Genomic DNA, 24,823 nt, shown 5'->3' on the forward strand with positions numbered 1-24,823 from the left:
GGATTGCGCGGCCTCTGCACCTCAACTTAAGCATAATTCCTCTCACATTGACTCTTACCGAAACTAGCGAGACAGTGCCATGCCGGACTATGACTTCAAAACACTTAACGACAAAGAATTTGAGGTTCTTTGCGCGGACTTAATCGGTAGCGAGTTCGGGGAGAGATTCGAGCGATTTAAGCCGGGGAAGGATTCTGGCGTAGATGGAAGATATTTTGAAAGCGACGGAAACGAGGTGGTTCTTCAGTGCAAACACTGGGCGAATAGCCCCTTTTCTAAGCTGTTGAATTACTTGGAAAAGGAGGAAAAACCGAAACTCGACAAGCTTAAGCCACGCAAATACTTATTAGCTATATCAAATCCGATTTCCAGATCCGAAAAAGCAAAAATTAGAATCGCGCTATCACCTTACATTGGTCGTGATGATGATATTTTTGCAAAAGAAGACTTAAACTATTTGCTTGGGAAATTTCCTGAATGCGAAAGAAATAGCTATAAGTTATGGCTTCACAGTGCGAGTGTTCTCAGCTTTATTGCTCAAAGCGGAATTATGGGGCGAAGTGAGTTTTCGCTTGACGAAATTATCCAAAAGTCAGCAAGATACGCGATTACGGAGAAGCATGAGCAGGCTATCAAGGTACTGGAAAACCTTGGGGTTATTATCATTTCGGGCGACCCCGGCGTAGGAAAAACGACGTTGGCAGAGCATTTGTGTCTGCACTATGTTAGCAATGAATTTCAGTTTATTAACATTGCGGAGGACATTTCAGAGGGTGAGTCAGTATTCTCAAAAGAGGCGAAGCAGATATTTTACTTCGACGATTTTCTAGGAAGAAACTATCTTGAGGCGCTGCGTGGCCACGAAGGCGCGCATATTGGCGCGTTTATCAGAAGAATCGCAGGCACTAAAAATAAAAAGTTTGTGCTTACGTCGCGAAGTACGATATTGAATCAAGGAAAATTTTTGATCGATGCGTTCGAGCACGAAAAATTACATAATAATGAGTTTGAGCTACGTATCGATGCGTTAAAATTAATCGATAAGGCTAGGATTCTTTACAACCATATCTGGCATTCCGGTCTGTCGGAAGAATTTCGCGAGGTTTTTTACACTGATAAGCGATATAGGGCAGTGATTGAGCATAAAAACTTCAACCCTCGAATAATCAATTATATAACCGATCCTGCCCGCCGCGAGTCCGAAAAGGTCGAAGAGTATTGGCCGTACATTCTCCGCTCTTTAACGGACCCGGCGCGGATTTGGGAGCATCCTTTCAATGTGCAACTTGACCATGCGCAGCGTACGATTGTGCTACTAGTCGTACTAGAAGGTAAGAGCTATAGTGAAAGGGCGCTTTCGATCGCATATCACCGCCTACTGGGCAGGCCTGGCAATCAAACGCTTCGGGGAGCACATGATTTGTCTGGCCATCTTAGGTTTTTAACCGGGTCATTTTTGAATCGCGTGTTTTCAGGCGGGTCCGATGTCTCCTATAACCTTTTCAATCCATCAATTGGTGATTATGTCCTTCGCCGGTATGCAAATGATGTTGCGATGCTCCGCGACGCGGTAATTTGCATGCGGTCGCAAAACTGTGTTTCGACGCTGACCAACTTGAAAAATGCACAGTTTCTTGATGAAAAACTTGTTCGATCGATATGCATTTCCGCTTTATCGGAAGCAACAACCGAGGGACTGGAGAATTACGAAATCGCCTATATTGCTCTCTTGTGTTTTCAACTAATTCCACCGTATCAAAAAATTGACCTCATTCCCGAAGCCGTAAAATTCTTGGTCCGAGCGGGGAGCGTCAGTGATTCTTCATACTTGCTCTTTGTGGTCAAATGCGCGTTGGAACTTGATTGGATAACTTCCGACGCCGCAGTTGATTTCATATTCAGAAATATCGAGGATGTGCTTAATGATGATGATATTACTGAGACATTAGCCATATTAACACTGCTGAGCAAGCACCCGGCTCACGACAATTTGCTAGAAGTTCTTAACGAACGTGTTATCGCTATAGCATCCGATAGCTTGGGGGAATTTATAGAGATCACGGATGCATTCGCTGGTTTAGCCCCAGGCGAAGATGACCGCGCGGAGGAAAAACTCGTGGATATGGTTATGCAAAAATTTGATGAGCTTGGCCTCGAAATAAACCGAAGTGACGCGGGACTTATCGTACGGTCTATTGACGTCGGTGGGCAATTGGAGAGCTATCAAGAGAATTCCTATGATGGGGATGAGCGGGAATATCATCACGTGCGGCCGTCCGGTCCGGACGAAGTCGATGACCTATTCGACCGCGGGTAACGGTACTCGTACTCTTCCCGTCGACGCTGGGGTATGCGCCTGCTCACGGCAAGATCGCTGGACTTCCTTAGGCCTCCATAAAACTGCGGGTCCTCCGCCCCCTCTCGGAAGCGTGGGCATTGCGCGCGCCCGACCTTCGTCTAGCTATGAAATTTTCAAATTTGGGTAACAGGTAACAAAAAGGTTTACGCTTTACTCGCGGAACCCCCGCAGAGTATGGCTTACAGCAACTTGTGAAGGTGACAAATCCGTTGACATTGAGTTACCTTGGTTGATGCTTAATTGACACCACGAGGCTGCACGGTATTGCCCGTCGGCCAGAAATACTGAACAGGTAACAAAATCATCCGACGTGTTACCCGCTGAGTACATGGGGGACGCCGCCGCGAACTTACCGTGCCGCATATGTGGCCGGACGGCACGACGATGCCCGACGAGCGGGTAACGATTATCCCAAGCTTGTTGTAATCGCTAGCCCGGACGAGCATTTAATGCGACGTACCGCAGGCCTGGAATGCTTACATCCATCCCGAGGAAAACGCGATGCGCAAATACACATTTAGCGTTATCTGGTCTGACGAGGACTCGGAGCACGTTCGTGTGTGCGCAGAGTTTTCAAGTCTGTCGTGGCTTGAGAAAACTCCGGAAGCCGCATTGGAGGGTATCCGGAATCTGGTTGCGGAAACTGTGGCCGAACTCATCCAGAGCGACGAGCCACTTCCGGAGCCCTTGACGCGCATCCCACCGTCTGGGCGCGCTATTGGCTGAACGGGCCAGAGAAGGAGGCCGCAATCAAGGCGGGCATTGCGGCCGACCCGGACACATTCAAGATGAGCGAAGAAGATATCAAACGGAGAAGATTGCTTCGGGATGAACCGAAAAGGAACGCTAGAGCAAAGGGGGGTCCGCGCCGTCGGAATTTTGGCGCTCGTAGCTCTCCATAAGCGCTTTGAGCTTGGGTATCGCGCCGTCGGCCCACGCGGAATGTTTCCAGTGCGGTTCCAACGTGCCGAGATGTGCTCTGCGTGACAGTGGCGTCTTGATCCTTATCGGCTTATTGGAACCGGTGACGAGCGACGTGACACTGTCGTTCAGTTCAACGCGCGGCATTTCCCGGGGACGCCCTTTCTTCGGCCCGCTAGGCCAAATAGGCGAAAACTCGGCCCACGCGTCGCGGATGGCATCGTTACAACGAGCAATCAGCTCTTGCCCGTAAGCGGCGACGAGACGCGCAAACTGCGTTTCCCTGCGCTCCTGTTCCTCTTCGGCTGCTTTCCACTTTTCTAGCCGCTGTCGCCGCTCTGCTTCCCACTGTTTGTCGGCCTCTTCCCGTGCGCGTTGCTTTGCTTTTGATGCGTCACGCGCGGCTGTCTGCTTGATCTTTACTTCTTCGCTCTGCGCGGGGCGTAACGCTTCGCCGGCGGGAAGGGACAACGTAAGCATCTTCTCCTTGCCGTTCACTTGGATTTCAATCTGCTGGCCGCCGTTGGCGAACGCCTGAAGATACAGGTTGGCTCCAAAGAAGCCTTCGAAACCATCTCCTACGCGTGAGGTGAATTCTAAGGCCGCGCTTTCCAAGGCTTCGGTGAGCCGCGCAGGAGTTATCGGGCCAAGGATTTTTATTCTCATGGGATTCGAAGTTATAAGTCGATGCAGGTTATTTTAGCCGCTGCCGCGTAGCCCTCGCGATTTCCTGCGCAGTTGAATGGTCTTTGTCCCCAAAAGGCGTTTAAAATTTTCAAAAAAACATTTGTTGCTTTTGTGACGTTGCTTTGTGTAATGGAAAAATTTGGCAGATCGTGTATTTCAACTTAGAACGACACTCGGTGATATTTCTGCGAGGTATTTGCATTGCCGACCATCGGGGCATGCTCTTTTCACAAAGCTTAGGTGTGGCTTTCGCACGGTCTTGTCCGCCTTCTGAAGCCGAGGCCTGCACGCCGTAATTTCCAAGGCTAAAAATTTGCGTCTTCCACGGACTCCCACGCCGTCGCATTTTTCCGGTAGCAGTCTGCGCCACTAGGAATCAGCACGCAGCGCAATTGGCCGGACCGGTCAAAGCCAATCAGGATGTTGTTGCCGGCGTGGGCTCGCGACATGACCTTATTTTCTTGAAAATAGAGGCGATATTCGGAACGGCTAGGATGATTCCGCCTCGCGTCGTACCAAGTGACCTTTGCGGAATCGGTGGTATCCTCGCCCCGCACGGTGAAGATCGCTTGTGGTTCAAAGCAAAAGATATTTAGGACCTACTATGACAACCATGGCCAGCGCTATTCGGCACTTCGTTCAAGCATCGCCTTCTGGCCTTACGTCCCGTGAGATCAGAGATCATATTAGCAGCGCCTACCCTGACAGATGGACACCCGGCACGTTGACCGCTCACCTTTACGGTTGTGCTGTTAACCAGGCTAAAGCATATCTGCACCACAAGTCGGCCGAAAAATTCCTGTACCGGGCCGACGATGGGAGGTTTCACATATACGACGAGGACAAACACGGACCGAATGTCTGGGCACCAGTCGTTGATGGTTCCCCGGCCACCGGAGAGCAAGACGATGACTATGCCGTGGAGCAACTGATTGAAACGTCGATCAGTCTCGAACGGGACGTGGAAGAACATTTGATTCGTAATCTAGAAACGCTGGAGAAGGGACTGCGTTTCGTAGAGCGTCAGGCGGTCATCGACGTCGGCCGGGTCGACATACTTGCACAAGACGCAGGCGGGCGGCGTGTGGTCATCGAGTTGAAAGTCGGTGAAGCAAGAGACTCCGCCGTTGGCCAAATCGCTCGATACCTCGGTTGGTACGCACGCCAGGACGGCAAGCCACCACGAGGAATGTTGATTGCCAGCGATTTCCCTGAGGCTGTACGTTATGCAGCAGAAGCGGTAAAAGAGCTTGCGTTGATACGATATCGCGTTCAGTTTGCATTCAGCTCAATCGGCGTTGATGACTGACATCGCGAGGCGGGTTCCCGTGACGAGTGACATTGCCGCATCACCGTCAGTGCTCGGCAGGGAACCAACGACAGACAGCCCGGCTGCCGCAACTTGCAGTACTTCGGCTAACGACGACGACTTGGGTCAGCGCCCATTTCCTTGAGGCGGTTACGCAGTCGCTGGTTGTCTGCGAATAGGCCACCGAAGGCCAGCACGAACAGCAGCAGATAAAACCATTCACCGCTGTAGTGAATGAGCCCCCACGCGGCACCGGCGCATGCCACAGCGGCCAGCAGAAGCGCGGACTTGTCCAGTAGCCAGGTCATGCGGCCACCGTTTGGCGGCTGGCTAGGAATCCATAGTTACGGCGTGTGGGCGTTTCGATCATAACTTCCGGGTGGCGTTGAATGAACGCCAGCATCGTATCGGGGATCACCACGCCCAACCGGCCCGCTGCCGTTCGGGCTGTGCTCGCGGCGGTAGAGGTCGTGCATTTAAGGGCGGTATTTGCAGCGACGATAAGCGACCCGATGCATGCGCCCACATAGAACGATGCCGACAATGCGCCGACTACCGATAGTGCTTCGAGCGCCGTAGTCGCGCCGATCAACTCGCCGACCGTCGCGCCGGGTCCGAGGCTCTTTAACGCGCTGAGCATCGTCGCAATATTCGACGCCGCCGCCTGAATGCTTCCAAATAGGCTACTTGGCGCGGGCAGACCCAGTGCGCTCATGTTCGTTGTAAATGCCTTGCCGAAGTCGCCGCAAGTAATGGCCATAATGCGCTCTGTATTCAACTAGAGGGCACTGATTTTAACTGACAAATACCACGAAATAACGGATACACCGAAGTTGATGCGCTTTGCATGAGTAAGCGCAATTTGGACGAGGTGTTTTGAGGAAGTCATCCGGGGACACATCGCGCACGCACGGAGCCAGCTTGTGCAGCCAGAACGGGCGTTGAGGCGACCCGGATAGTTCGAGGGCGAGCAGGAGGCATTCGAAGCCTTGCACGAAGCGATGGTAGGTATACAGGTAGTGGTGACCGGTCGTTCCATTCTCGCGAGGGCTACCTTTGCTGACGTGGAATCGCAGATTACTTCATCGTTTCTAACATTTCGCCTACGGCGATTGACGTTTAGTTTGGACCGACTCGCTACCCATTTGTCAAAGCCATCGCTAAATGGTATAGCTTTACCCAATTCAATATAGTCAACGGAAACGGGGCGGGAATGGCAAAGAACGACCTGATTGTCTTGGACACGATACTTGACCAACGCTGCGCGGTGGAGAACAACAATGACCGCGGCGAAGTGTTCGAACATTTCGTTTTGGGGCAAGTCCTGATGAACTACGACCTAACCGATGAACAAATCGACATTGGGTGGGTTGACGGGGCGCTCGACGGCGGGATTGATGGCTTTTACACATTCGTAAATGGCCACTTGGTCACCGATCCTTCGAGCCATGTCTGGCCGAGGTCGAGTGCCGAGATTGATTTATTTATTGTTTCCTGCAAACACCACGACACGTTTCAGCAGGTGACAATGGATGCACTACTTGCGTCCTCTCAGGAACTCTTTGATTTAGGTAAAGCGCCCTCCGATCTGCGTGGAAAGTACTCTGTCGAGGTGTTGGCGGCAAGAGACTGTTTTGCAACCGCCTTCAAGAAACTGGCTATCACGAATCCACAGATTCGGGTAAAAATGATATATGCCTCTCGGGGCGATTCGCAGAAACTCGGGGATACAATAGCCGCGCGCGGCAATCAACTCAAAGCGCTATTCCAGGACTTATTCAGTGGGGTGGTGGCGGACTTCCAGTTTTTGGGAGCGGCCGAACTTGTCGAGTTGCAACGTAGGGTCCGAGCCCTAACATTAAGCCTTCCGTTCATTGAACACCTAGCTGCACAGGACGGCTACATTGTTCTCGCGCGCTTGGGGGACTACGCGCGCTTTGTTGCTGACGAAAATCTAGAATTGCGGCGCTATCTTTTCGACTCAAACGTGCGAGACTATTTAAATTCCAATAACATAAACACTGGGATTGAATTGACGCTGGCTGATGAAAATTCACCTAGTTTTTGGTGGCTAAATAATGGAGTCACTATGTTGGCAACCAATGCGGCTGCTACGGGAAAATATTTGAATGTGCGGGATATTCAGATTGTAAATGGATTGCAGACCACGGAAACTTTATTTAAGCATTTTATTCGCGGCCGACGAAAGGAGAACGAAGAGAAGCCGATTTTGATTAAAGTAATCGTATCAACTGATGCGCAGATTAGGGACAGAATTATCCGGGCGACGAATAGTCAAAGTGCAGTAGAAGTGGCTGCCCTGCACGCTACCGATCCGATTCAGCGAGACATTGAGACTGTTCTAGAAGCAAAAGAATGGTTTTATGAGAGACGGACTAATTACTTTAAGAATGCGGGTCGAGCGCCAGCCCGAATTGTTACTCCAAATTTTTTGGCCGCCGCGTCCATTGCGCTGCTGTTAAAGAATCCCGAGGCGGCCGCTGGGTACAAGGCGAAGCACACCCGTGAGCAGGAGGCTTACGACATCGTATTCTCTCGACATTTTCCAATACAAGTCTGGCCCGTGGTCGTCTCGCTCATGAAAGAGGCTGAATGGCTTCTGACAAAAAATAGCCCTGCCCGGGCGGCAGGACGAGGAACGATTGTTAGAAAGTGGCGCTCTGTCCTAGCCTATACCTGCGCTGCTGCGTCCCTTGGTACCTTTGAATTCACGGTTGTTCAATTGTCCAATTTGGTGCTCAACGCGAATACCACGTCGACGATGCAGCGTTGCTATGAAGCGATTGCGCATCTATGTAAAAAGTCACCTCGATTGAGCGGTTCGGCTGTCCACGATGCGTGCGGTGCAGTGACGAGCGTTTTTCCGATCACTGGGAATTACGCGGCAGGTAAGCGCCATTTGCCGAACCGCAAGCCGGTAACCAGAATCCCCGCTCGTGTAAGTGTCGATGTATTGAAAATGGTTGCCGATGCACTTCCCGCGCAACCTTGGAAGCCTGCGACACACACCCAAGTAGCTCGAACGCTTGGCCTTCCGACAGCGAGAGTACAAGCGGCAATTCGAGAACTTATCGCTACAGGGGTTTTCAACGAACAAATTGATGGAATCGTCTACGACAGGGATGGCAAGGAAATAGCAAGAGATCACGAGCGCTTGGCAGGAACTAAGGCGGTATGACTTACATCGCTAGGTAGCGCGCCGACGGAGGCCGGTCGGCGGGTCCTCCGCCCCCTCTCGAAAGCGTGGGCATTGCGCGCGCCCGACCTTCCGCTAGATAAAAAAATTTCAAATTTGGTTGTCAGTTCACACCATGCAATTAGTTTCCCTAAGCGATTTCGCCAAGCTGCACGGCATTTCACGGCAAGCGGTTTATAAGTGGAAAGCCCGTGGGCTATTGGTTTTCAAAGATTCAAAGGTCGACGTAGACGCCTCGAATGCCCTACTTAAGCAACACCTCCGGGACGGCCTCCCGGTTGACAAGCGCACGGACAAAGTTGACGCACCGGTAGACATTCCACGCCCGGTTGACACCCTTCTAACCGACGACGGGGAGACCATCCCGGAAGCCGCCGCCCGTCTACCCAAAATTTGGACAGCATGGAGTCGGTCGACATGCTTGTGGCCGACGTGCAGCGAGCCCTTTCCGCTCTTGACGGCGAACACGAGTTTGATTGGCCTGATCCCCAAAGCGAGGTCGCGATTATCGACGCTTCGGCTACGAGATTGAACCTTGGCACGTTGTGGAGCATTGCCGGGAAGGCACCACGCCGTACGTTTGGCCGAACGGGGAAGTCGCGCGTGATGAACGAGTGACGGTTATTCCTGCTCTGTTGCGCACGCCCGCTCGCCCCTTCATGCAATCGAATACTGCCGGGTCAAAATGCACCTAAACGCTACACGCGCTCTTCTACATCGCCTTCCTGTCGGATGATCTTCACGAAGTCGATAGGGTCATTAAAGTAATTTCTATAGGCCGAGCGCAACTGAGCAGGATTGTCGGCACGCACATACACGGCGTTTAGGCTAGAGCCGGACGACTCAAGTTCGGTCGCCATGGCGATCGCGTCGGCAGCTTGTCGGAACGGCAAAACCGCGAGTGTCAACTCGCCATCGGCTGTTCGTGTGATATTCAATACGTTGTGCTGCTGCAACCGGTCCTCGTCTTCGAACGTCTTCAATGCGGACAGCCTTTGGAGGATGCCTAGCTCATTTTCGAGTTTTTGTAATTCCTTCTGCAAGTCTTGAACGGAAGAGTCCAAAAACACTCTCTCGATGTGTTCGTGGTTTCTCGCAATTATTTCGCTGGCGATTGCAAAGAATCGACCGCGCTTAGTTGCATTCAGTTCGAATTTTGTCCGCTCGCCGTCGACAAAGTCCGAAATCTCGACTGCGGTGGCCCACGCATGTTGTGCGCGTGTTCGGTACTGAATTTCAACCAGAAGGTTATCCCAAGGCTTTTTCCCCTCTCCGCGCTCACTGCCACGGGGAAAATGGCGATAAACATCGTGAATGCCGCGATAGCCGGTAGCCTTTGGGTGTTCTATGTAATCGTATTTTTCCGGCGGATACCTGAGTTCATGTTTAACATTCTTCATTACCGCCGGTGAGTGAATATAGTTGCGAAAATCATTCAACTCTTCGATATTGTCGAAAATCATCCGACAGCCGGCGAAGTCGTGCATTGCTGAGACGTCAGCAATTAGAAATCGACCGTCCGCATCGTGCCGACCAAGCTTATCCACAACGGTGTTGCGACGTTTTAGACGCTGGGCGAACTCTACGTTGTAGCCCTGTCGCGCAATATGGCGCTTGATCCAAATCTGAAACGTGTTGATAACGTAGCCGTGTGAAGCACGCCACCGGTCGACAAGGTCAAAGTCCGCTTGCGACGCCGTTCCGTCTGATATTGCTTTACCGGCTCTTCTTACTGCCGATTTGTTTTCGGGAGGTAATGGATAAGACATGGCAAAATGAGATCACATGTATGCGAAGTATCATACGCGAAATTTCGTGTTCCATAGCCCGTCATTTCGCGTTGAATCGCGGACTTGCTCTTGGTTTTTCTACCCTATAGTGGACCTGAGTACGACTGACAGACCGTTCAAGAACCACCGCTCAATACGCGGAAACCTTCGCATTGTGTGGGCGTCAACTGTTACACTAACCCCTGTCGCCGGTAGCACAGTGATCTTGTAAGTCATTGATTTTATTGGGTGTCCTTGAGGTTCAAATCCTCTCGCCCCGACCAAAAAATCAAGGCCTTATGGATACATGTCCATAAGGCCTTTTTCTTTGTGAGCCCATGTTATCTCCACGTTCGCTCCACAGCACGGACGGCTCCAGCCGGCACCGAACAGGTTGTTATACAGGGCTGGACGCCGCATAAAAAGGCGGCACTGGCCGCACCTCCGCCCACTCTGCGCCAGCCCAACACTCACTCGCGGCTCGGATGCTGATGCACGAAAGCGAGCAGCGCCTGGCGAAAGTGCGAAGCCGCCGGGCTTTGCGAGTCATCACGCGTGACGAGGTGCAGTGGTGCGCGAAAAGCGTGGTCGCCCGCCACGCGGCAGTAGCGCACGCTTTCCTGGTGGTAGCGATGCATCGACGCGGGAACGAGCGAAATACCGCCGCCCGCTGCCACAAGGTTGATGGCCGTTACCATGCGCGGCACTTCGTCCACCACGTGCAGTTCAAAACCCTTTGACTGACAGGCGCTAATAAAGTCCGCGTACATACCGGGGGCGCCAGGCCGACGCACGAAAATAAACGACTCGTTGGCAAGCTTCTGGAGCGCTATTGCGCGGCTGCTTATGAGCCGATGTCCGACAGGCAGCACCAGCAACATTCGTTCTTCGGCCAACAGTTCGAACCGAAGACCGGCGGGTGTGTGAACCGGCTTGCGCAGGATCGCCGCATCCGCACGATCTTCTATCATCATTTCGATAATGTCGGCCGCGTTGACCTCCGTCATCTCGATGGCGACCTCGGGGTACAGATCACGGAAATTGCGGATGGCGGTGGGCGTCAGAGGGTGGAACGCAGCCGAACTCGTGAGCGCAACGCGCACGGTGCCAATGTGCCCTTGCGCAACGCGGCGTGCCTGAACGACCGCATTGTCCAGTTCGAGCAGCAGGGAGCGGGCGCGCGCTGCGAACGTCTCACCCGCCGCCGTCAACGCGACGCCGCGCGGCTGTCGCACGAAAAGCGCGAAGCCCAATTCCTGCTCGAGTTCCTGAATCTGCTGCGACAACGGAGGTTGCTGAATGTGCAGCCGGGCGGCGGCGCGCGTGAACTGGCCTTCTTCGGCGACCGCGAGGAAGTAGCGCAAATGTCTTAGTTCCATGGCTAGCCTGCTATATGTGACGGATATGGCAACCGCGTCTCATATGTATTTTACATTGGTGACTTCCGCACGTACTCTCTATTCGCAGGCAGCCGAAAACAAAGGAGACACATGCAAACCGTCATGCAAGCGGTCACGCCCGCTGCGGCCGCGCCACCTCTGAGCCGTTCACAGATGCGCCGCGCGGTGCTTGCTTCAGTCATCGGCAATGGCCTTGAGTGGTTCGACTTTCTGATCTACGGGTATTTCGCCAAGGTCATTGCACAGGTGTTCTTTCCCGCGAACAACAGCTTTGTGTCGATCACATTGACGCTCGCCACGTTTGCAATCGGCTTCCTGGTGCGGCCGCTCGGCGGCATTGTTATCGGCGCGTGCGCCGATCGTTACGGACGCCGCAAGACGCTGTCGCTGCTCATTCTTCTAATGGCGCTGAGTACGCTGATGATGGGCGTGACACCCGGCTACGCGACTCTCGGCATTGCTGCGCCGCTCATTGTGATTGTCGCGCGCATTCTGCAGGGACTGTCGGTGGGCGGAGAGTTCGCCACCGCAGCCGCGATGCTCACGGAATATGCGCCGCCTCGGCGCAAGATGTTCTTCGGCAGTTTTCAAATGACGTCGCAGGCCGTCGCGCTCCTGCTCTCGTCGCTCTGCGCGTTGCTCCTCACCACGCGGCTCTCGCACGAATCGCTCGTGTCGTGGGGCTGGCGCGTGCCGTTCCTGGTCGGCGCGCTCGTCGGTCCGGTGGGTTTTTACATCCGGCACAAAGTGGGTGAGTCGCCAGAGTTTCTTCAGCTGCGCGAGCGGCTCGGACACGCACCGCGTCAGTCGCTTCGCACGTTCATTCGCGAGCGGGGCGATGCGGCGCTGTGCGCGATGGGCGTCATCATCGTTGGGGCCGCAACGAACTACCTGTGGCATTCGTACATGCCGCTGTATGTCGAGCACCAGCTGCATTTGCCGCTGAAAAATGCGTTGTTCGGAACGGCCATGTCGGGCCTGATCGGAATTGTCGGCTATCCGCTGGCGGGGCGTCTTGCCGACCGTTTCGGCGCGTATCGTTTGTTTTTCCCGGTCACGATAGCGTGGGTGTGCGTTGCCTATCCGCTCTTTGCATGGGTGCTCGCGGCGCCGTCCGCTGAACGTGTGTTCACGGCGCAAATGATTGCGACTATCGTGCTTAGCCTCATGTCCGGTGCGCACCCCGGCATGCTCACGCAGCTCTTTCCGACCTCGACTCGCTCGACAGGCGTTGCGCTTTCGTACAACGTGGCGGTCACGCTGTTCGGCGGTCTTGCGCCCCTCACGGTTTCGACGTTGATCGACTTCACCGGCTCGCGGTTGGTCCCGGCGTGGTATCTGATCTGCGCAGGCGTCATTTCGCTGCTGCTTGTTGGACTGACGGCCTCCGGGCGGCGCCTGGTTCGCAAGCCCGATCTCTGGCTGGACGACGGTCAATGAGCGGCGCGATGAATGTTGTAATGGACAGCGATGCACGGCCACGCAACGAAGTGCCTGTGCAGGTGATAGCCAGCGAACGGTTGATCGTATCGAACGCGCGCGGTGAGGCGGCCGTGCCGCTTTTCAAGGGCGGCAGTACGCGGCCCACTCAAGCGACTCGCGTGGTCGTGATGCTGCACGGAAGACTTCGCGATGCGGATGCGTATCTGCAATCCACGCAGTGTGCGCTGGCGTCTTCGACCGTCGAGCCCGATAGCGTGATCCTCGCCGTACCGCAGTTTCTAGCGACGGCCGATGTCCAGCATCATTCGTTGCCGGCCGACTGTCTGCACTGGGAGTGGACCTCGTGGATGGGCGGTCTCGATGCGATCGGGCCGGCGCCGCTAAGTTCTTTCGACGTACTCGACGCGCTGATCGAACACTACGAGCGTGATGGCGCTTGCCCGAACGTGCGGGAGATCGTCGTTGCCGGGCACTCCGGCGGGGCACAGGTCGCGCATCGGCACGCGATACTCAGCGACGCCGCCGCACGTTGCAGGGCGGCGGGTGTGAGCGTGCGTTATGTCATTGCGAATCCGTCGTCGTATGTGTACTTCGACGCGTGGCGTCCGCACTGTGCAGACGGATCGAGCGCAGACGCACGCGCCGCTTGCACCGGGTTCAATGCATGGAAGTACGGCACGGAAGGGTTGCCGCGCTATGCGAAGGGACTGGATGTCCAACAGCTCGAATACCGTTATGTCGATCGCGACGTCACTTATCTGCTCGGCACGCACGACAACGATCCGGCGCATCCGGCTCTCGACCGCTCATGCGAAGCCATGCTGCAGGGCCCGCATCGACTCGCAAGGGGCCGCGCCTATTTCGCGTATCTGCGCAGACGGCATCCGCAGTTGCGTCATCAACTGGTCGAGGTGGCGGGCGCGGCGCACAGCGGTGACGCGATGTTCGTGTCGCAGGCAGGTGTGCAGGCGCTCTTCGGCACAACTGCACGGCTTATCGACACCGGCGTCGTGCACGAGGGCCGCGCGCTCGAATAGCGACAACGGCGCGGACGCATAGCAACAACATAACCAGCCAATCGTTTCAGGAGACGAAGATGATCAGAAGATCGCTCGGGTGGGCGCTCGCCTTCACCTTTTGCATCAGCGGATGCGGCGGCAACGGACCGACCAGCGAGAATCCAGGCGGTTCGACGCCTGCGCCCACGGCGGCCACACAATGCAGCGCGTTGAGCGGGCTGTCGATTCCTGCGTCCTCGATTGCTGTACCGACCAGCGGCGCGACGATTACCAGCGCGACGCTAGTGGAAACGAGCGGCGAATACTGCCAGGTAAACGGTGCAATCGCACCGGTCGACCCGGCTGCGCCTTCCATCAAATTCCAGGTCAACCTGCCGACCAGGTGGAATCGCAAGGCGCTGCATTATGGCGGCGGCGGTTTCGACGGCACGCTGATCACCGGTGTCGATCCGCTCGACATGGCCCCGGCCGGCACATCCACGCCGCTCGCAAACGGCTATGCAACCTTCGGCGACGACTCGGGGCATCAGAGCTCGAGCATTACGGACGGCAAGTTCGCCGCCAACGACGAGTCGCTTGCGAACTACGGCGGCGTGAGCCTCAAGAAGACACACGACGTCGCCATGGCGCTGATCAGAAAGCGCTACGCGAGCGCGCCCGACAAGGTCTATTTCTTCGGCAGTTCGACGGGTGGACGCGATGGTCTGAGCGAAGCGCAGCGCTGGCCGCAGGACTACGACGGCATCGTGGTGAACCGTCCCGCGCTCAACTATACGGGGCTTCGTCTGAGCAATGTCGTGCTGGGCCGAGCGCTCTATCTGAATAACGGTGCGGGTTGGCTCGACGTGGCGAAAACGGTGTTGCTGCAGAACGCGGTCATGACCGCATGCGATGCGCTCGACGGCGTCGCCGACGGCGTTATCGCGAACGTGGCGGCGTGCAAGGCACAGTCGGCCACGGTGCTGGCATCGCTGCGCTGCCCGAGCGGCGCGGACTCGGGCGATACCTGTCTGTCTGACGCGCAGATCGCGACCGTGCAGACCATTGCAGCGCCGCTGCAATTACCTTATCCGCTTGCTAATGGCGTGACGCGTTACGCCGGCTACAACATTCTCGCCGGTTCAGTCTTCGCCGGGCCGAACACCACGCGCGATCTTGGCGAGTCCAGAGTCCCTGCAAATCCCGCGGGCAAGAAGGACGCTAACCAATGGGTAACGGGCGACCAGTGGGTCAAGTACTTCGTCACGCGCGTGCCGACTTTCGATTCATTGACATTCGACCCGCTGAATCCCGGTACGTACCAGTCGCGAGTGCAAACCGTGTCGGCGCTCACGGACGCGACCAGCACCGACTTGAGCGCCTATGTCGCAAAAGGCGGCAAGCTCATCATGACGCACGGTCTTGCAGACGAGATTGTCAGCACTGATTCGAGCACGGACTACTACAACGGCCTTGTGCAGCGCTTCGGACAGAGCACGGTGGATGGGTTCGTACGCTTCTACCTGATGCCGGGCGTAGGCCACGGCACGGGACCGTTTCATCCGGCCGTCGATTCCCTTTCCGCACTCGATCAATGGGTAGAGACCGGCAAGGCGCCCGAAACGCTCTCGATGAGCGATCTGAACGCCGCAACGCTCGGCAGAACGCGGCCGCTTTGCCGTTATCCACGATGGCCAAAGTACATTGGCGGAGATATCAATGTGGCCGCGAGCTTCCAGTGCGCTAGCTCCTAACGCGCAATGCCTTACGCCGCCCGCAGGGCGGCGCCACGATCAGTGTGAGGCGAGTCTTTGAATGATGGAGAGCGCGGTTCCCGGTCCAGTTGGTGAACCTACATCAGAACAATGTCGTACTGCTCCTGGCTCAGATTGGACTCCACCTGCAGCGACACCGGCTTGCCGATGAAATCAATTAACATTGCCAGATGCTGGGACTCTTCTTCGAGAAACAGGTCGATCACCAGTTGAGACGCAACCACGCGAAACTCACGCGGATTGAACTGTCGCGACTCGCGCAATATCTCGCGCAGCACGTCGTAGCAAACGGTACGCGGCGTTTTCACCTGGCCTTTGCCCTGGCAAACCGGGCAGGGCTCGCACAGCACGTGCGCGAGCGATTCGCGCGTGCGCTTGCGTGTCATTTCAACCAGACCGAGTTGCGAGAAACCATTCACGGTCACGCGTGTGCGGTCGCGCGACAACGCCTTCTTCAATTCGCCCAGCACCTGATCGCGATGCTCGACGTTTTCCATATCGATGAAATCGATAATGATCACGCCGCCCAGGTTGCGCAACCGCAATTGGCGCGCAATGGTATGCGCCGCTTCCAGGTTCGTCTTGAAGATGGTGTCGTCGAAATTTCGCGCGCCGACGTAGCCGCCCGTATTCACGTCGATGGTGGTCATCGCTTCGGTCTGGTCGATCACCAGATAGCCGCCCGACTTCAGATCCACGCGGCGCGACAACGCGCGCTGGATCTCGGCCTCGATGTTGTACAGATCGAAAAGCGGTCGCTCGCCTGTGTAGTGATGCAGTTTCGCGGACACCGCCGGCGTGAACTCCGCCGCGAAATCGGCAAGCATCTGATACGTCTCGCGCGAGTCGACCTGAATGCGCGATGTTTCATCGTTGACGAAATCGCGTAGCACGCGTTGCGCGAGATTCAGATCCTGATAGAGCAGGCTCGTGGGCGGCATGCGCTGGCCTTGCGACAGGATCGTTGCCCATGTCTTGCGCAGATAGGCGACGTCGGCGGCCAGTTCTTCGCTCGTCGCATCTTCGGCGATGGTGCGCACGATGTAGCCGCCTTTCTCGTCGGCAGGCAATACGGCGGTCAGACGCGCACGCACGGCTTCGCGCTCGGCTTCGCTTTCGATCTTCTGCGAGATGCCGATATGGGGCTCCTGCGGCAGATAGACCAGCGTGCGCCCGGCAATGCTCACTTGCGTGGAAAGCCGCGCGCCCTTGGTGCCGATCGGATCCTTCACCACCTGGACCATCAGCGTCTGACCTTCGAACACGATCTTTTCAATCGGCTGATGTGGCGTCTGATGTTGCGGCTCGCCGGCAATGCGCGGGTGCCAGATATCGGCTACATGCAGAAACGCGGCGCGCTCCAGACCGATGTCGATAAAAGCGGATTGCATGCCCGGCAACACGCGCACGACCTTGCCGAGATAGACGTTGCCGACGCGGCCCCGCGACAGCGTTCGTTCGACGTGAAGTTCCTGGACGGCGCCTTGCTGGACGAGCGCGACGCGCGTTTCCTGCGGCGTGACATTGATCAGGATTTCTTCATTCATGGTGTTGTTCTAGAAGTCGATGCGCGCCGCACGCAGGAGGGCAGCGGTTTCAAAAAGCGGCAAACCCATGATACCTGAATAGGACCCGTCGATATGTTCGATAAACTCCGCGGCGCGCCCTTGCACGCCGTACGCTCCCGCCTTGCCGAACGGCTCGCCGCTCGCTACGTAGCGGCGAATCGCGTCTCGATGCAACGCAGCAAAGCGCACTGTCGATGTGGACAGCGCGGCGGGCAGCAGCTCGCCGTAAGCATCGACTACCGCCACGGCCGTCAGCACTTCGTGATCGCGGCCAGACAGGCGCGCGAGCATCGCTTCGGCATCGTCGGCGTCGAGCGGCTTGCCGAGAATGGCGTCGTCGATGGTGACGGTTGTATCCGCAACCAGAACAGGTCGCGCGGCGTGGTTGCCGGCTACGAGCCGGGCATGCGCGGCCCGGGCTTTCGCCACGCACACGCGCTGCACATAATCGTGCGCACGCTCGCCGGGCAATTCGGCTTCGAGCGCTTCGGCGTCTTCATCGGGGCGCGGCAGCAGCAGTTCGAAGCGCACGCCGATCTGTTGCAACAACTCCTGACGGCGCGGACTTTGCGACGCGAGATACACGAATGGATGCAGCGAAGCGGCGGACGTTGGCATGAAATTGTCTCGAACAAACGGTTTATGCGGGCGTGCGTTATCGAGCGCGCCCGGGCGAGGCTCGGCATGCGGGCGCGAGGCTACGGGAGTGCGTCAGCAGCGTAACGAGGAACGATGGAAATTGCCGGCGATGCTGGCAACTGTGGCCACAACGTCCCGCGTCAGGACCAGCGGGACTCGAAACGCCAGGTGTCCCGATCGATCTCACTCACGCGCGATGATAGGGATGATTCTGCGTGATGGTCCACGCGCGGTAAAGCTGTTCGGCGAGCAGCACACGTACCATTGCGTGCGGCAGTGTGAGGCTCGACACGCGCAGCATCATGTCGGCACGTGCCTTAAGTTCGGGATCGAGCCCGTCGGCACCGCCGATCAGAAACGCGACGTCGCGGCCGTCCTGCTGCCAGCCGGGCAGGGCGCCTGCAAGTTGCATGGTGGTCCAGTCTTTGCCACGTTCATCGAGCGCGACGATGCGCGCGTTTTTGGGCAACGCTGCCTCGATCTTCAAGCGCTCGGCGGCCATTACGCTCTCGGCCGGACGGCCTGACGAACGCTGCTCGGGCTTGATTTCGCGCAACTCGATACGCAGCTCCGGCGGCATGCGCTTCGCGTATTCGTCGAAGCCGACAGCGATCCAGTCGGGCATCTTGTGGCCGACAGCGAGGATGTGCAGTTTCATGATGCGTAGGAGCGCCGCTCGCGCAGTTCCGCTGGGACGCGGTTGCAGCGAGCAGTCAAAGCCCGCTCACTTGCGGCGCGCGGCCGTCTTGCGCGCGGGCTTCTTCACAGCCGGCGCTTCTTCGTCTTCTTCCTCCTCGTCGGGCTCGCTCGAACGCGCGCCGCCGAACGGATCAGGCGTAGAGAGCTTGATGCGGACCGGCTTGTCGCCCCAGATTTCTTCGAGGTTGTAGTACTGGCGCAGCGCCGGTTGCAGGATGTGGACGATCGCGTCGCCGCAATCGACCAGCACCCATTCGCCGATGTCCTCGCCTTCGGTGCTGACGATGTCACCGCCGGCTTCCTTCACGCCCTCGCGCACGCTCGAGGCCAGCGCCTTGGTTTGCCGGTTGGAGGTGCCGCTCGCGACGATCACGCGATCGAACAGCGCCGTCAGGTGGCTGGTGTTGAACACCTTGATGTCTTGCGCTTTGACGTCTTCGAGAGCGTCGACGATCACGCGTTGCAGTTTGCGAATATCCATGGGTTTACCGGTGGTACAAATGATGTTGAAGAATGTAGTCCCACACCGCAGTGGGGACGTGGCTTGCGGCCTCACCCTGTTGTTCGCCGCCCACATGGGCAAGCCGCTGGCTCACCTGTTCACGCAGATGCGCGCGAATGTCGGTGGCCGAGACGTTGAACGCAAGCGTGGTGTCGATCAGCAAGTGGCCGCAAGGCGTGGCTCGCAGAACGTCGGCGCCGGCGCGGCGTGCGTCGATTTCACTCGCGACCGCGGGAGGAATCGACGCGAGATCGAAACCGGGCCGCGTGGCCGCGCAGATGTGCGCGAAGTCGAACAGGCGCCGCCAGTCGCGCCATGTATCGAGATGCACCAGTTGATCCGCGCCGATCAGCAATGCAATGGATGCCTCGTCGCCTTCCCGCTCGCGCCAGCGTTGCAGCGTGTCGACAGTGTAGGTCGGGCCTTCGTGTTCGATTTCGTCGGTTGCGACTCGCACCGTCGCGCCCGGCAGCTCGAGTTGACCGGCCGCCGCGCGTGTCATGGCGAGGCGATGCACGGCCGGCGACACGTCCGCTTTCTGCCACGGCTGGCCGGCCGGCAACAGCACCAGTTCGGTCAGTTGCAGCACGTCGGCGAAACGCCGCGCGAGCGCAAGGTGGCCGTCGTGGATCGGATCGAACGTGCCGCCGAGCAAACCGATCCGGCGAGGCAGTGCAACGGGATGAGCGTTCGGCTTCAGGTGAAAGTCCTTTGTCGTAGCCAGGTGCGGGGCAGTGCGCGTCTGCGGGGTTGCCGAGCGCTCACACCCAGTCGCGCGGCACGAGAAAATCGGTGTAAAGGCGCGCTTCCGGCGTGCCCGGTTCGGGATGCCAGTTGTAGCGCCAGTTCACCACAGGCGGCATCGACATCAGAATCGATTCGGTGCGTCCGCCGCTCTGCAGCCCAAACAGTGTGCCACGGTCGAAGACCAGATTGAACTCGACGTAGCGCCCGCGCCGGTAAGCCTGGAATTCGCGCTCGGCCTCGCCGTACGGAATGTTGCGGCGCTTTTCGATGATCGGCAGGTACGCTTTGAGGAATCCTTCGCCCACGCTTCTGAGCATGGCGAACGATTGGTCGAAGCCTGGCGCCGAGTAATCGTCGAAAAAAATACCGCCGATTCCGCGCGGCTCGTTCCTGTGCTTCAGGAAGAAATAGTCGTCGCACCAGCGCTTGAAGCTGGGGTACAAGTCCGCGCCATAAGGCTCCAGCGCATCGCGGCAGACGCGGTGGAAATGCCGCGCGTCTTCTTCGTAGCCGTAGTAGGGCGTCAGATCCATGCCGCCGCCGAACCAGAACACCGGCTCTTCGCCGGGCTTGGTGGCGACCAGCAGGCGCACGTTCATATGCACCGTCGGGCAATGCGGATTGTGCGGGTGCAGCACGAGAGACACACCCATCGCCTCGAAGCCGCGCCCGGCCAGTTGGGGACGCGCCGCGCTCGCGGAGCCTGGCAACGCGTCGCCCGCGACGTCGGAAAAGCCAATGCCGGCACGTTCGAAGAAGTTGCCGCCTTCCAGAATGCGCGTGAAGCCGCCGCCGCGCAGCTTTTCGCCGGGCGTGCGCTGCCATGCGTCGGTGGCGAACGGCTTGCCGTCGAACGCGCCCAGCGTGTCCGCGATTTGGGTTTGCAGGCTTTGCAGCCAGATGCGCACGGCTTGTGCGTCGTAGCTCGAATCGGTCATCAATGCAGGTGCTGAAGGCGGCACGTCGGTGCCGCGGGTTGCTCGTGAGGCGCCGCGCTGTGTTTCCAGGACGCCGTCGCGAAGGCGCGGCCGAACGGGCGCGCCCGCATCCCCGCAGTGTAGCGCCGCTGGCGCCGCGAACCGGCGAGCGCCTCGCGCGTCAGTGCTTGCCTTCCGTCTTCGCGTCGTGCTTGCGGTTCAGCGCGCGATAGCCGATGTCGCGCCGGTACTGCATGCCGTCGAACGAAATCTGGTTGATCGTTTCATACGCGACCGACTGCGCGCTGCGCACCGAATCGGCTAGACCGACCACGCAAAGCACGCGGCCGCCCGACGTGAGGAGCTTGCCCTCGGTTAGCGTGGTGCCCGCATGGAAGGTGACCGAGTCGGCCGTCTCGGCAGGAATGTCGTTGATGCGGTCGCCCTTGCGCGGCGTATCCGGATAATTGTGCGCGGCGAGCACCACGCCGAGCGCGGTGCGGCGGTCCCACTCCAGCTCCACCGTGTCCAGCGTGCCCGCGATTGCCTGCTCGACCACCTTCGAATAGTCGCCCTTCAAACGCGCCATGATCGGCTGCGTTTCGGGGTCGCCCATGCGGCAGTTGAACTCGAGCGTTCTGGGATTGCCTTGCGCGTCGATCATCAGGCCGGCGTACAGAAAGCCGGTGTAGCGGATGCCTTCTTTTTCCATGCCGCGCACGGTCGGCAGGATGATTTCGCGCATCACTCGCGCATGCAGTTGCGGCGTGACGATCGGCGCGGGCGAGTAGGCGCCCATGCCGCCGGTGTTCGGGCCCTGATCGCCGTCGAGCAGACGCTTGTGGTCCTGGCTCGACGCGAGCGGCAGCACATGCTTGCCGTCTACCATCACGATGAAACTTGCCTCTTCGCCCGCGAGGAACTCCTCGATCACGACGCGCGCGCCGGCGTCGCCGAGCTTGTTGTCCGACAGCATCATGTCGACCGCGGCGTGCGCTTCTTCCAGCGTCTGCGCGACGACCACACCCTTGCCGGCGGCTAGGCCGTCAGCCTTGATGACGATCGGTGCGCCCCTGGCGTCGAGATACGCGTGCGCGGCGGCGACGTCGGCGAAGGTTTCGTATTCGGCCGTGGGGATCGCATGGCGCTTCATGAACGCCTTCGCGAAGTCTTTCGAGCTTTCGAGCTGCGCGGCTTCCTTCGTCGGTCCGAAAATCTTCAGGCCGCGGGAACGGAACAGATTGACAATGCCTGCCGCGAGCGGCGCTTCCGGCCCAACCAGCGTGAAGGCGATCTGTTCCTGCTCGACGAAATCGGCGAGCGCGGCCGGCTCGGTAATGTCGACGTTGCGCAGACGCTCGTCCTGCGCGGTTCCGCCGTTGCCAGGAGCCACGTAGACGAGCTGGACCCGCGGCGATTGCGCGAGCTTCCATGCGAGCGCATGTTCGCGACCGCCGGAACCGACGACGAGTAACTTCATGTGAATCCCCGAGACTTTAAAAACGATAAACGGCTGAAGCAGCGAGCGCAGCCGTGCAATAAATAGCGAGATTCGCGCCGGGTCGGCCCGCGCCGGCGATCAAGCCGGCGCACCAAGTCCGGGACGAGCCCGAGTGGCGATGACGTGGCGGGCGCACAACCCTCCACCTCTGTCCGAAACGCCCGTTCAGCGCAACGATCTGCATCAAGCGGCGGTAACGCAGCGGTAAAGCGGCAGCAAGCCGCAGCAAACCAGCAACAAAGCCGCAATCAAGCAGCAACGCGAAGGCCCGTCGGCGGCCCGTCGCGAGTTCGGGTTCGTCGATCAACGCGAGCCCCAATCCGAACGGTGCCTGAGCACACTCACTCGTCGGCGATCGCGGCGTTTGTATAGACTTCCTGCACGTCGTCCAGATTTTCCAGCGCGTCGAGCAGCTTCTGCATTTTGACCGCGTCGTCGCCTGTGAACTCGACTTCCGTCTGAGGTTTCATTGTCACCTCGGCCACTTCGGCCTTGAAGCCCGCGGCTTCGAGCGCGGTCTTCACCTTCGGGAAGTCGTTCGGCGGGCACAGAACTTCAATGCTGCCGTCTTCGTTCGTGACGACGTCGTCGGCACCCGCTTCGAGCGCGGCTTCCATCAGCTTGTCTTCGGGCGTGCCCGGCGCAAACAGGAACTGGCCGACGTGATCGAACATGAACGAGACCGAGCCGTCGGTGCCCATGTTGCCGCCGTTCTTCGAGAACGCGTGACGCACTTCCGCCACTGTGCGGGTACGGTTGTCGGTCATGGTGTCGACGATCACCGCCGCACCGCCGATGCCGTAGCCTTCGTAGCGGATTTCTTCGTAGTTCGCGCCGTCCACACCGCCCACGCCGCGCTGGATCGCGCGGTTGACGTTGTCTTTCGGCATGTTGGCGTCGTACGCCTTTTCGACGGCCAGCCGCAGACGCGGATTCGAGTCGATGTCGCCGCCGCCCATGCGCGCCGCGACCTGAATTTCCTTGATGAGCCGCGTCCAGACCTTGCCGCGCTTGGCGTCGGCCGCTGCTTTCTTATGCTTGATGTTGGCCCATTTCGAATGACCCGCCATACCTTTCTCCGTCGCGCGCGCCAGCGGGGCGCACGCATTGTGCAATTGTCGTTGCGATTCCGGGCGCTCGTGCGTGTGCTTGCCGCCTTGCGCCTCGATGCTGAATTCGCGCCCTTGTCCGTTTAGCCGCCGTTACTCAAGTCCAAGTCGCGCCGCGCCTTGTCTCATCGCGCCGGGCGCGGCCGGCGGGTGCGAAGCACTGTGGCGCGGCCGGCAGGCGCCGTGCGGCTAACGGCACCGCGAATAACGGCTGGCTGGCCGGTCAGCGTGCATTGCCCGCCAGGACACGCTGTGAGCCTCGAGGTGCCGGAAGCGGGGCTGCCCTTTAAGTGGACTCGAATTTTATCACGGCGGGACGGGGCGGCAGAGGCAGACGTCGACGTGAATTGCACAGAAAGTGCGCGTGCGCGGCGTTCAGCGGCGGCAATGAGATGCCGCCGGCCCCATTTTTCTATTTGTCAGTTCTTCGTTCCGAACAAGCGGTCGCCCGCATCGCCCAGGCCCGGCACGATGTACGCGTGCTCGTTCAGATGCGAATCGAGCGATGCAACGAAAAGCTTCACGTCCGGATGCGCGTCCTGGAACACCTGCACGCCTTCGGGTGCGGCGACCAGCGCGAGGAACAGGATATTCTCGCCGGCCACGTTGCGGCGCTTGAGCACGTCGACTGCATGCACCGCCGAATAGCCGGTTGCGACCATCGGATCGCACAGAATGAACACGCGGTCCTCGAGATCGGGCAGGCGCACCAGATATTCGACCGGCCGGTGATCTTCCGCGCGATACACGCCGATATGACCCACGCGCGCGGACGGCACCAGTTCCAGCAGGCCGTCCGACATGCCGATGCCCGCGCGCAGCACCGGCACGATGGCGAGCTTCTTGCCGGCGATCACCGGCGCGTCGATCTCGACGAGCGGCGTGCTGAGCCGGCGGGTGGTCATCGGCAGATTGCGGGTGATTTCGTAGCCCATCAGCAGCGTGATCTCGCGCAGCAGTTCGCGGAACGTGCGCGTCGAGGTGTCCCGGTCACGCATGTGCGACAGCTTGTGCTGGATCAGCGGGTGATCGAGGATGAAAAGGTTGGGGAAACGGCTGTCCTGAGTCATGGGCGGGGGCACGAGCGGCGGCAAAAAGGTCGATTCGGGGCCGATCCGGGGATCGGTTCGGCGCATTGCGCGGCGAGCGCAATCAACTTGCGACGGCCGGCGCACGCGCCACGGCGCAAGTTTACCGAAAGAGTGGCCCCGGAAGATACCGGAGATTGCAGCAGCCCGGCGCAGTCCGGCACCGATTCTTCTA

The 24,823-nt window shown here is 58.2% G+C and carries 20 protein-coding genes; 6 read left to right on the plus strand and 14 right to left on the minus strand.

What is annotated here, in order from left to right:
* Positions 1–79: 79 nt before the first annotated feature.
* The gene (locus BCA01S_RS34690) at positions 80–2,317 is read left to right on the plus strand and encodes an nSTAND3 domain-containing NTPase (RefSeq protein WP_052369441.1); all 2,238 of its coding nucleotides are present in this window, start codon (positions 80–82) and stop codon (positions 2,315–2,317) included.
* An 888-nt stretch (positions 2,318–3,205) separates the two neighbouring features.
* Here the strand turns inward: BCA01S_RS34690 and BCA01S_RS08935 are convergent.
* A complete protein-coding gene (locus BCA01S_RS08935; RefSeq protein WP_027776612.1) occupies positions 3,206–3,946 on the minus strand; it encodes a hypothetical protein in 741 nt (246 codons plus the stop codon).
* Between the two features lie 625 nt (positions 3,947–4,571).
* Between BCA01S_RS08935 and BCA01S_RS08940 the strand changes: the two genes are divergently transcribed.
* Positions 4,572–5,276, plus strand: a complete 705-nt coding sequence (locus tag BCA01S_RS08940) for an endonuclease NucS domain-containing protein (protein ID WP_027776613.1) — start codon at positions 4,572–4,574, stop codon at positions 5,274–5,276.
* 107 nt (positions 5,277–5,383) lie between these two features.
* Here BCA01S_RS08940 and BCA01S_RS08945 read toward each other — a convergent pair whose 3' ends face one another.
* Positions 5,384–5,584 carry a hypothetical protein gene (locus BCA01S_RS08945; RefSeq protein WP_027776614.1) on the minus strand — a complete coding sequence of 67 codons (201 nt, stop codon included), beginning with the start codon at positions 5,582–5,584 and terminating at the stop codon, positions 5,384–5,386.
* Positions 5,581–6,036 carry a hypothetical protein gene (locus tag BCA01S_RS34700; RefSeq protein WP_063831972.1) on the minus strand — a complete coding sequence of 152 codons (456 nt, stop codon included), beginning with the start codon at positions 6,034–6,036 and terminating at the stop codon, positions 5,581–5,583. The genes BCA01S_RS08945 and BCA01S_RS34700 overlap by 4 nt, the downstream gene beginning before the upstream one ends.
* A gap of 453 nt (positions 6,037–6,489) precedes the next feature.
* Here BCA01S_RS34700 and BCA01S_RS08955 point away from each other — a divergent pair, with 453 nt between their 5' ends.
* On the plus strand, positions 6,490–8,475 hold the full coding sequence (locus tag BCA01S_RS08955; protein ID WP_027776615.1) for an AIPR family protein: 1,986 nt from the start codon (positions 6,490–6,492) through the stop codon (positions 8,473–8,475).
* 716 nt (positions 8,476–9,191) lie between these two features.
* Here BCA01S_RS08955 and BCA01S_RS08965 read toward each other — a convergent pair.
* Complete coding sequence (locus BCA01S_RS08965; RefSeq protein ID WP_084166828.1) at positions 9,192–10,262, minus strand: RelA/SpoT domain-containing protein; 1,071 nt, start codon at positions 10,260–10,262, stop codon at positions 9,192–9,194.
* Between the two features lie 470 nt (positions 10,263–10,732).
* Positions 10,733–11,641: a LysR family transcriptional regulator gene (locus BCA01S_RS08970; protein ID WP_027776618.1), complete on the minus strand. Its 909-nt coding sequence runs from the start codon at positions 11,639–11,641 to the stop codon at positions 10,733–10,735.
* Positions 11,642–11,752: 111 nt separating this feature from the next.
* Between BCA01S_RS08970 and BCA01S_RS08975 the strand changes: the two genes are divergently transcribed.
* From BCA01S_RS08975 to BCA01S_RS08985, 3 genes are read left to right on the plus strand one after another with little or no spacing between them, the layout of a single operon-like run.
* Positions 11,753–13,102 carry an MFS transporter gene (locus BCA01S_RS08975; RefSeq protein ID WP_027776619.1) on the plus strand — a complete coding sequence of 450 codons (1,350 nt, stop codon included), beginning with the start codon at positions 11,753–11,755 and terminating at the stop codon, positions 13,100–13,102.
* On the plus strand, positions 13,099–14,142 hold the full coding sequence (locus BCA01S_RS08980; protein ID WP_027776620.1) for a hypothetical protein: 1,044 nt from the start codon (positions 13,099–13,101) through the stop codon (positions 14,140–14,142). Before BCA01S_RS08975 ends, BCA01S_RS08980 begins: the two co-directional genes overlap by 4 nt.
* Positions 14,143–14,201: 59 nt before the next feature.
* On the plus strand, positions 14,202–15,857 hold the full coding sequence (locus tag BCA01S_RS08985; protein ID WP_027776621.1) for a tannase/feruloyl esterase family alpha/beta hydrolase: 1,656 nt from the start codon (positions 14,202–14,204) through the stop codon (positions 15,855–15,857).
* Positions 15,858–15,955: 98 nt separating this feature from the next.
* On the opposite strand, the gene rng is transcribed toward BCA01S_RS08985, so the two are convergent.
* From rng to upp, 9 genes are all read right to left on the minus strand, one after another.
* Positions 15,956–17,425, minus strand: a complete 1,470-nt coding sequence (rng, locus tag BCA01S_RS08990; protein ID WP_027776622.1) for a ribonuclease G — start codon at positions 17,423–17,425, stop codon at positions 15,956–15,958.
* Positions 17,426–17,434: 9 nt separating this feature from the next.
* Positions 17,435–18,064, minus strand: coding sequence for a Maf family protein (locus BCA01S_RS08995; RefSeq protein ID WP_027776623.1), 630 nt, complete (start codon positions 18,062–18,064; stop codon positions 17,435–17,437).
* Between the two features lie 208 nt (positions 18,065–18,272).
* A complete protein-coding gene (gene rlmH, locus BCA01S_RS09000; RefSeq protein ID WP_020069536.1) occupies positions 18,273–18,743 on the minus strand; it encodes a 23S rRNA (pseudouridine(1915)-N(3))-methyltransferase RlmH in 471 nt (156 codons plus the stop codon).
* Positions 18,744–18,809: 66 nt separating this feature from the next.
* Positions 18,810–19,265 (minus strand): ribosome silencing factor, encoded by a 456-nt coding sequence (rsfS, locus tag BCA01S_RS09005; RefSeq protein WP_027776624.1) that lies wholly within the window; start codon positions 19,263–19,265, stop codon positions 18,810–18,812.
* A 4-nt stretch (positions 19,266–19,269) separates the two neighbouring features.
* Positions 19,270–19,986 carry a nicotinate-nucleotide adenylyltransferase gene (locus BCA01S_RS09010; protein WP_042318273.1) on the minus strand — a complete coding sequence of 239 codons (717 nt, stop codon included), beginning with the start codon at positions 19,984–19,986 and terminating at the stop codon, positions 19,270–19,272.
* A gap of 61 nt (positions 19,987–20,047) precedes the next feature.
* On the minus strand, positions 20,048–20,971 hold the full coding sequence (hemF, locus tag BCA01S_RS09015) for an oxygen-dependent coproporphyrinogen oxidase (RefSeq protein WP_027776626.1): 924 nt from the start codon (positions 20,969–20,971) through the stop codon (positions 20,048–20,050).
* Positions 20,972–21,131: 160 nt separating this feature from the next.
* Entirely contained in the window at positions 21,132–22,430 is a 1,299-nt protein-coding gene (gene purD, locus BCA01S_RS09020) for a phosphoribosylamine--glycine ligase (RefSeq protein ID WP_027776627.1), read from the minus strand.
* 362 nt (positions 22,431–22,792) lie between these two features.
* The gene (locus BCA01S_RS09030; protein ID WP_027776629.1) at positions 22,793–23,521 is read right to left on the minus strand and encodes a YebC/PmpR family DNA-binding transcriptional regulator; all 729 of its coding nucleotides are present in this window, start codon (positions 23,519–23,521) and stop codon (positions 22,793–22,795) included.
* 458 nt (positions 23,522–23,979) lie between these two features.
* Positions 23,980–24,630, minus strand: coding sequence for a uracil phosphoribosyltransferase (gene upp / locus BCA01S_RS09035; RefSeq protein ID WP_027776630.1), 651 nt, complete (start codon positions 24,628–24,630; stop codon positions 23,980–23,982).
* Positions 24,631–24,823: the final 193 nt, after the last annotated feature.

Source organism: Paraburkholderia caledonica NBRC 102488, from assembly GCF_000685095.1.
Classification (GTDB): Bacteria; Pseudomonadota; Gammaproteobacteria; order Burkholderiales; family Burkholderiaceae; genus Paraburkholderia; species Paraburkholderia caledonica.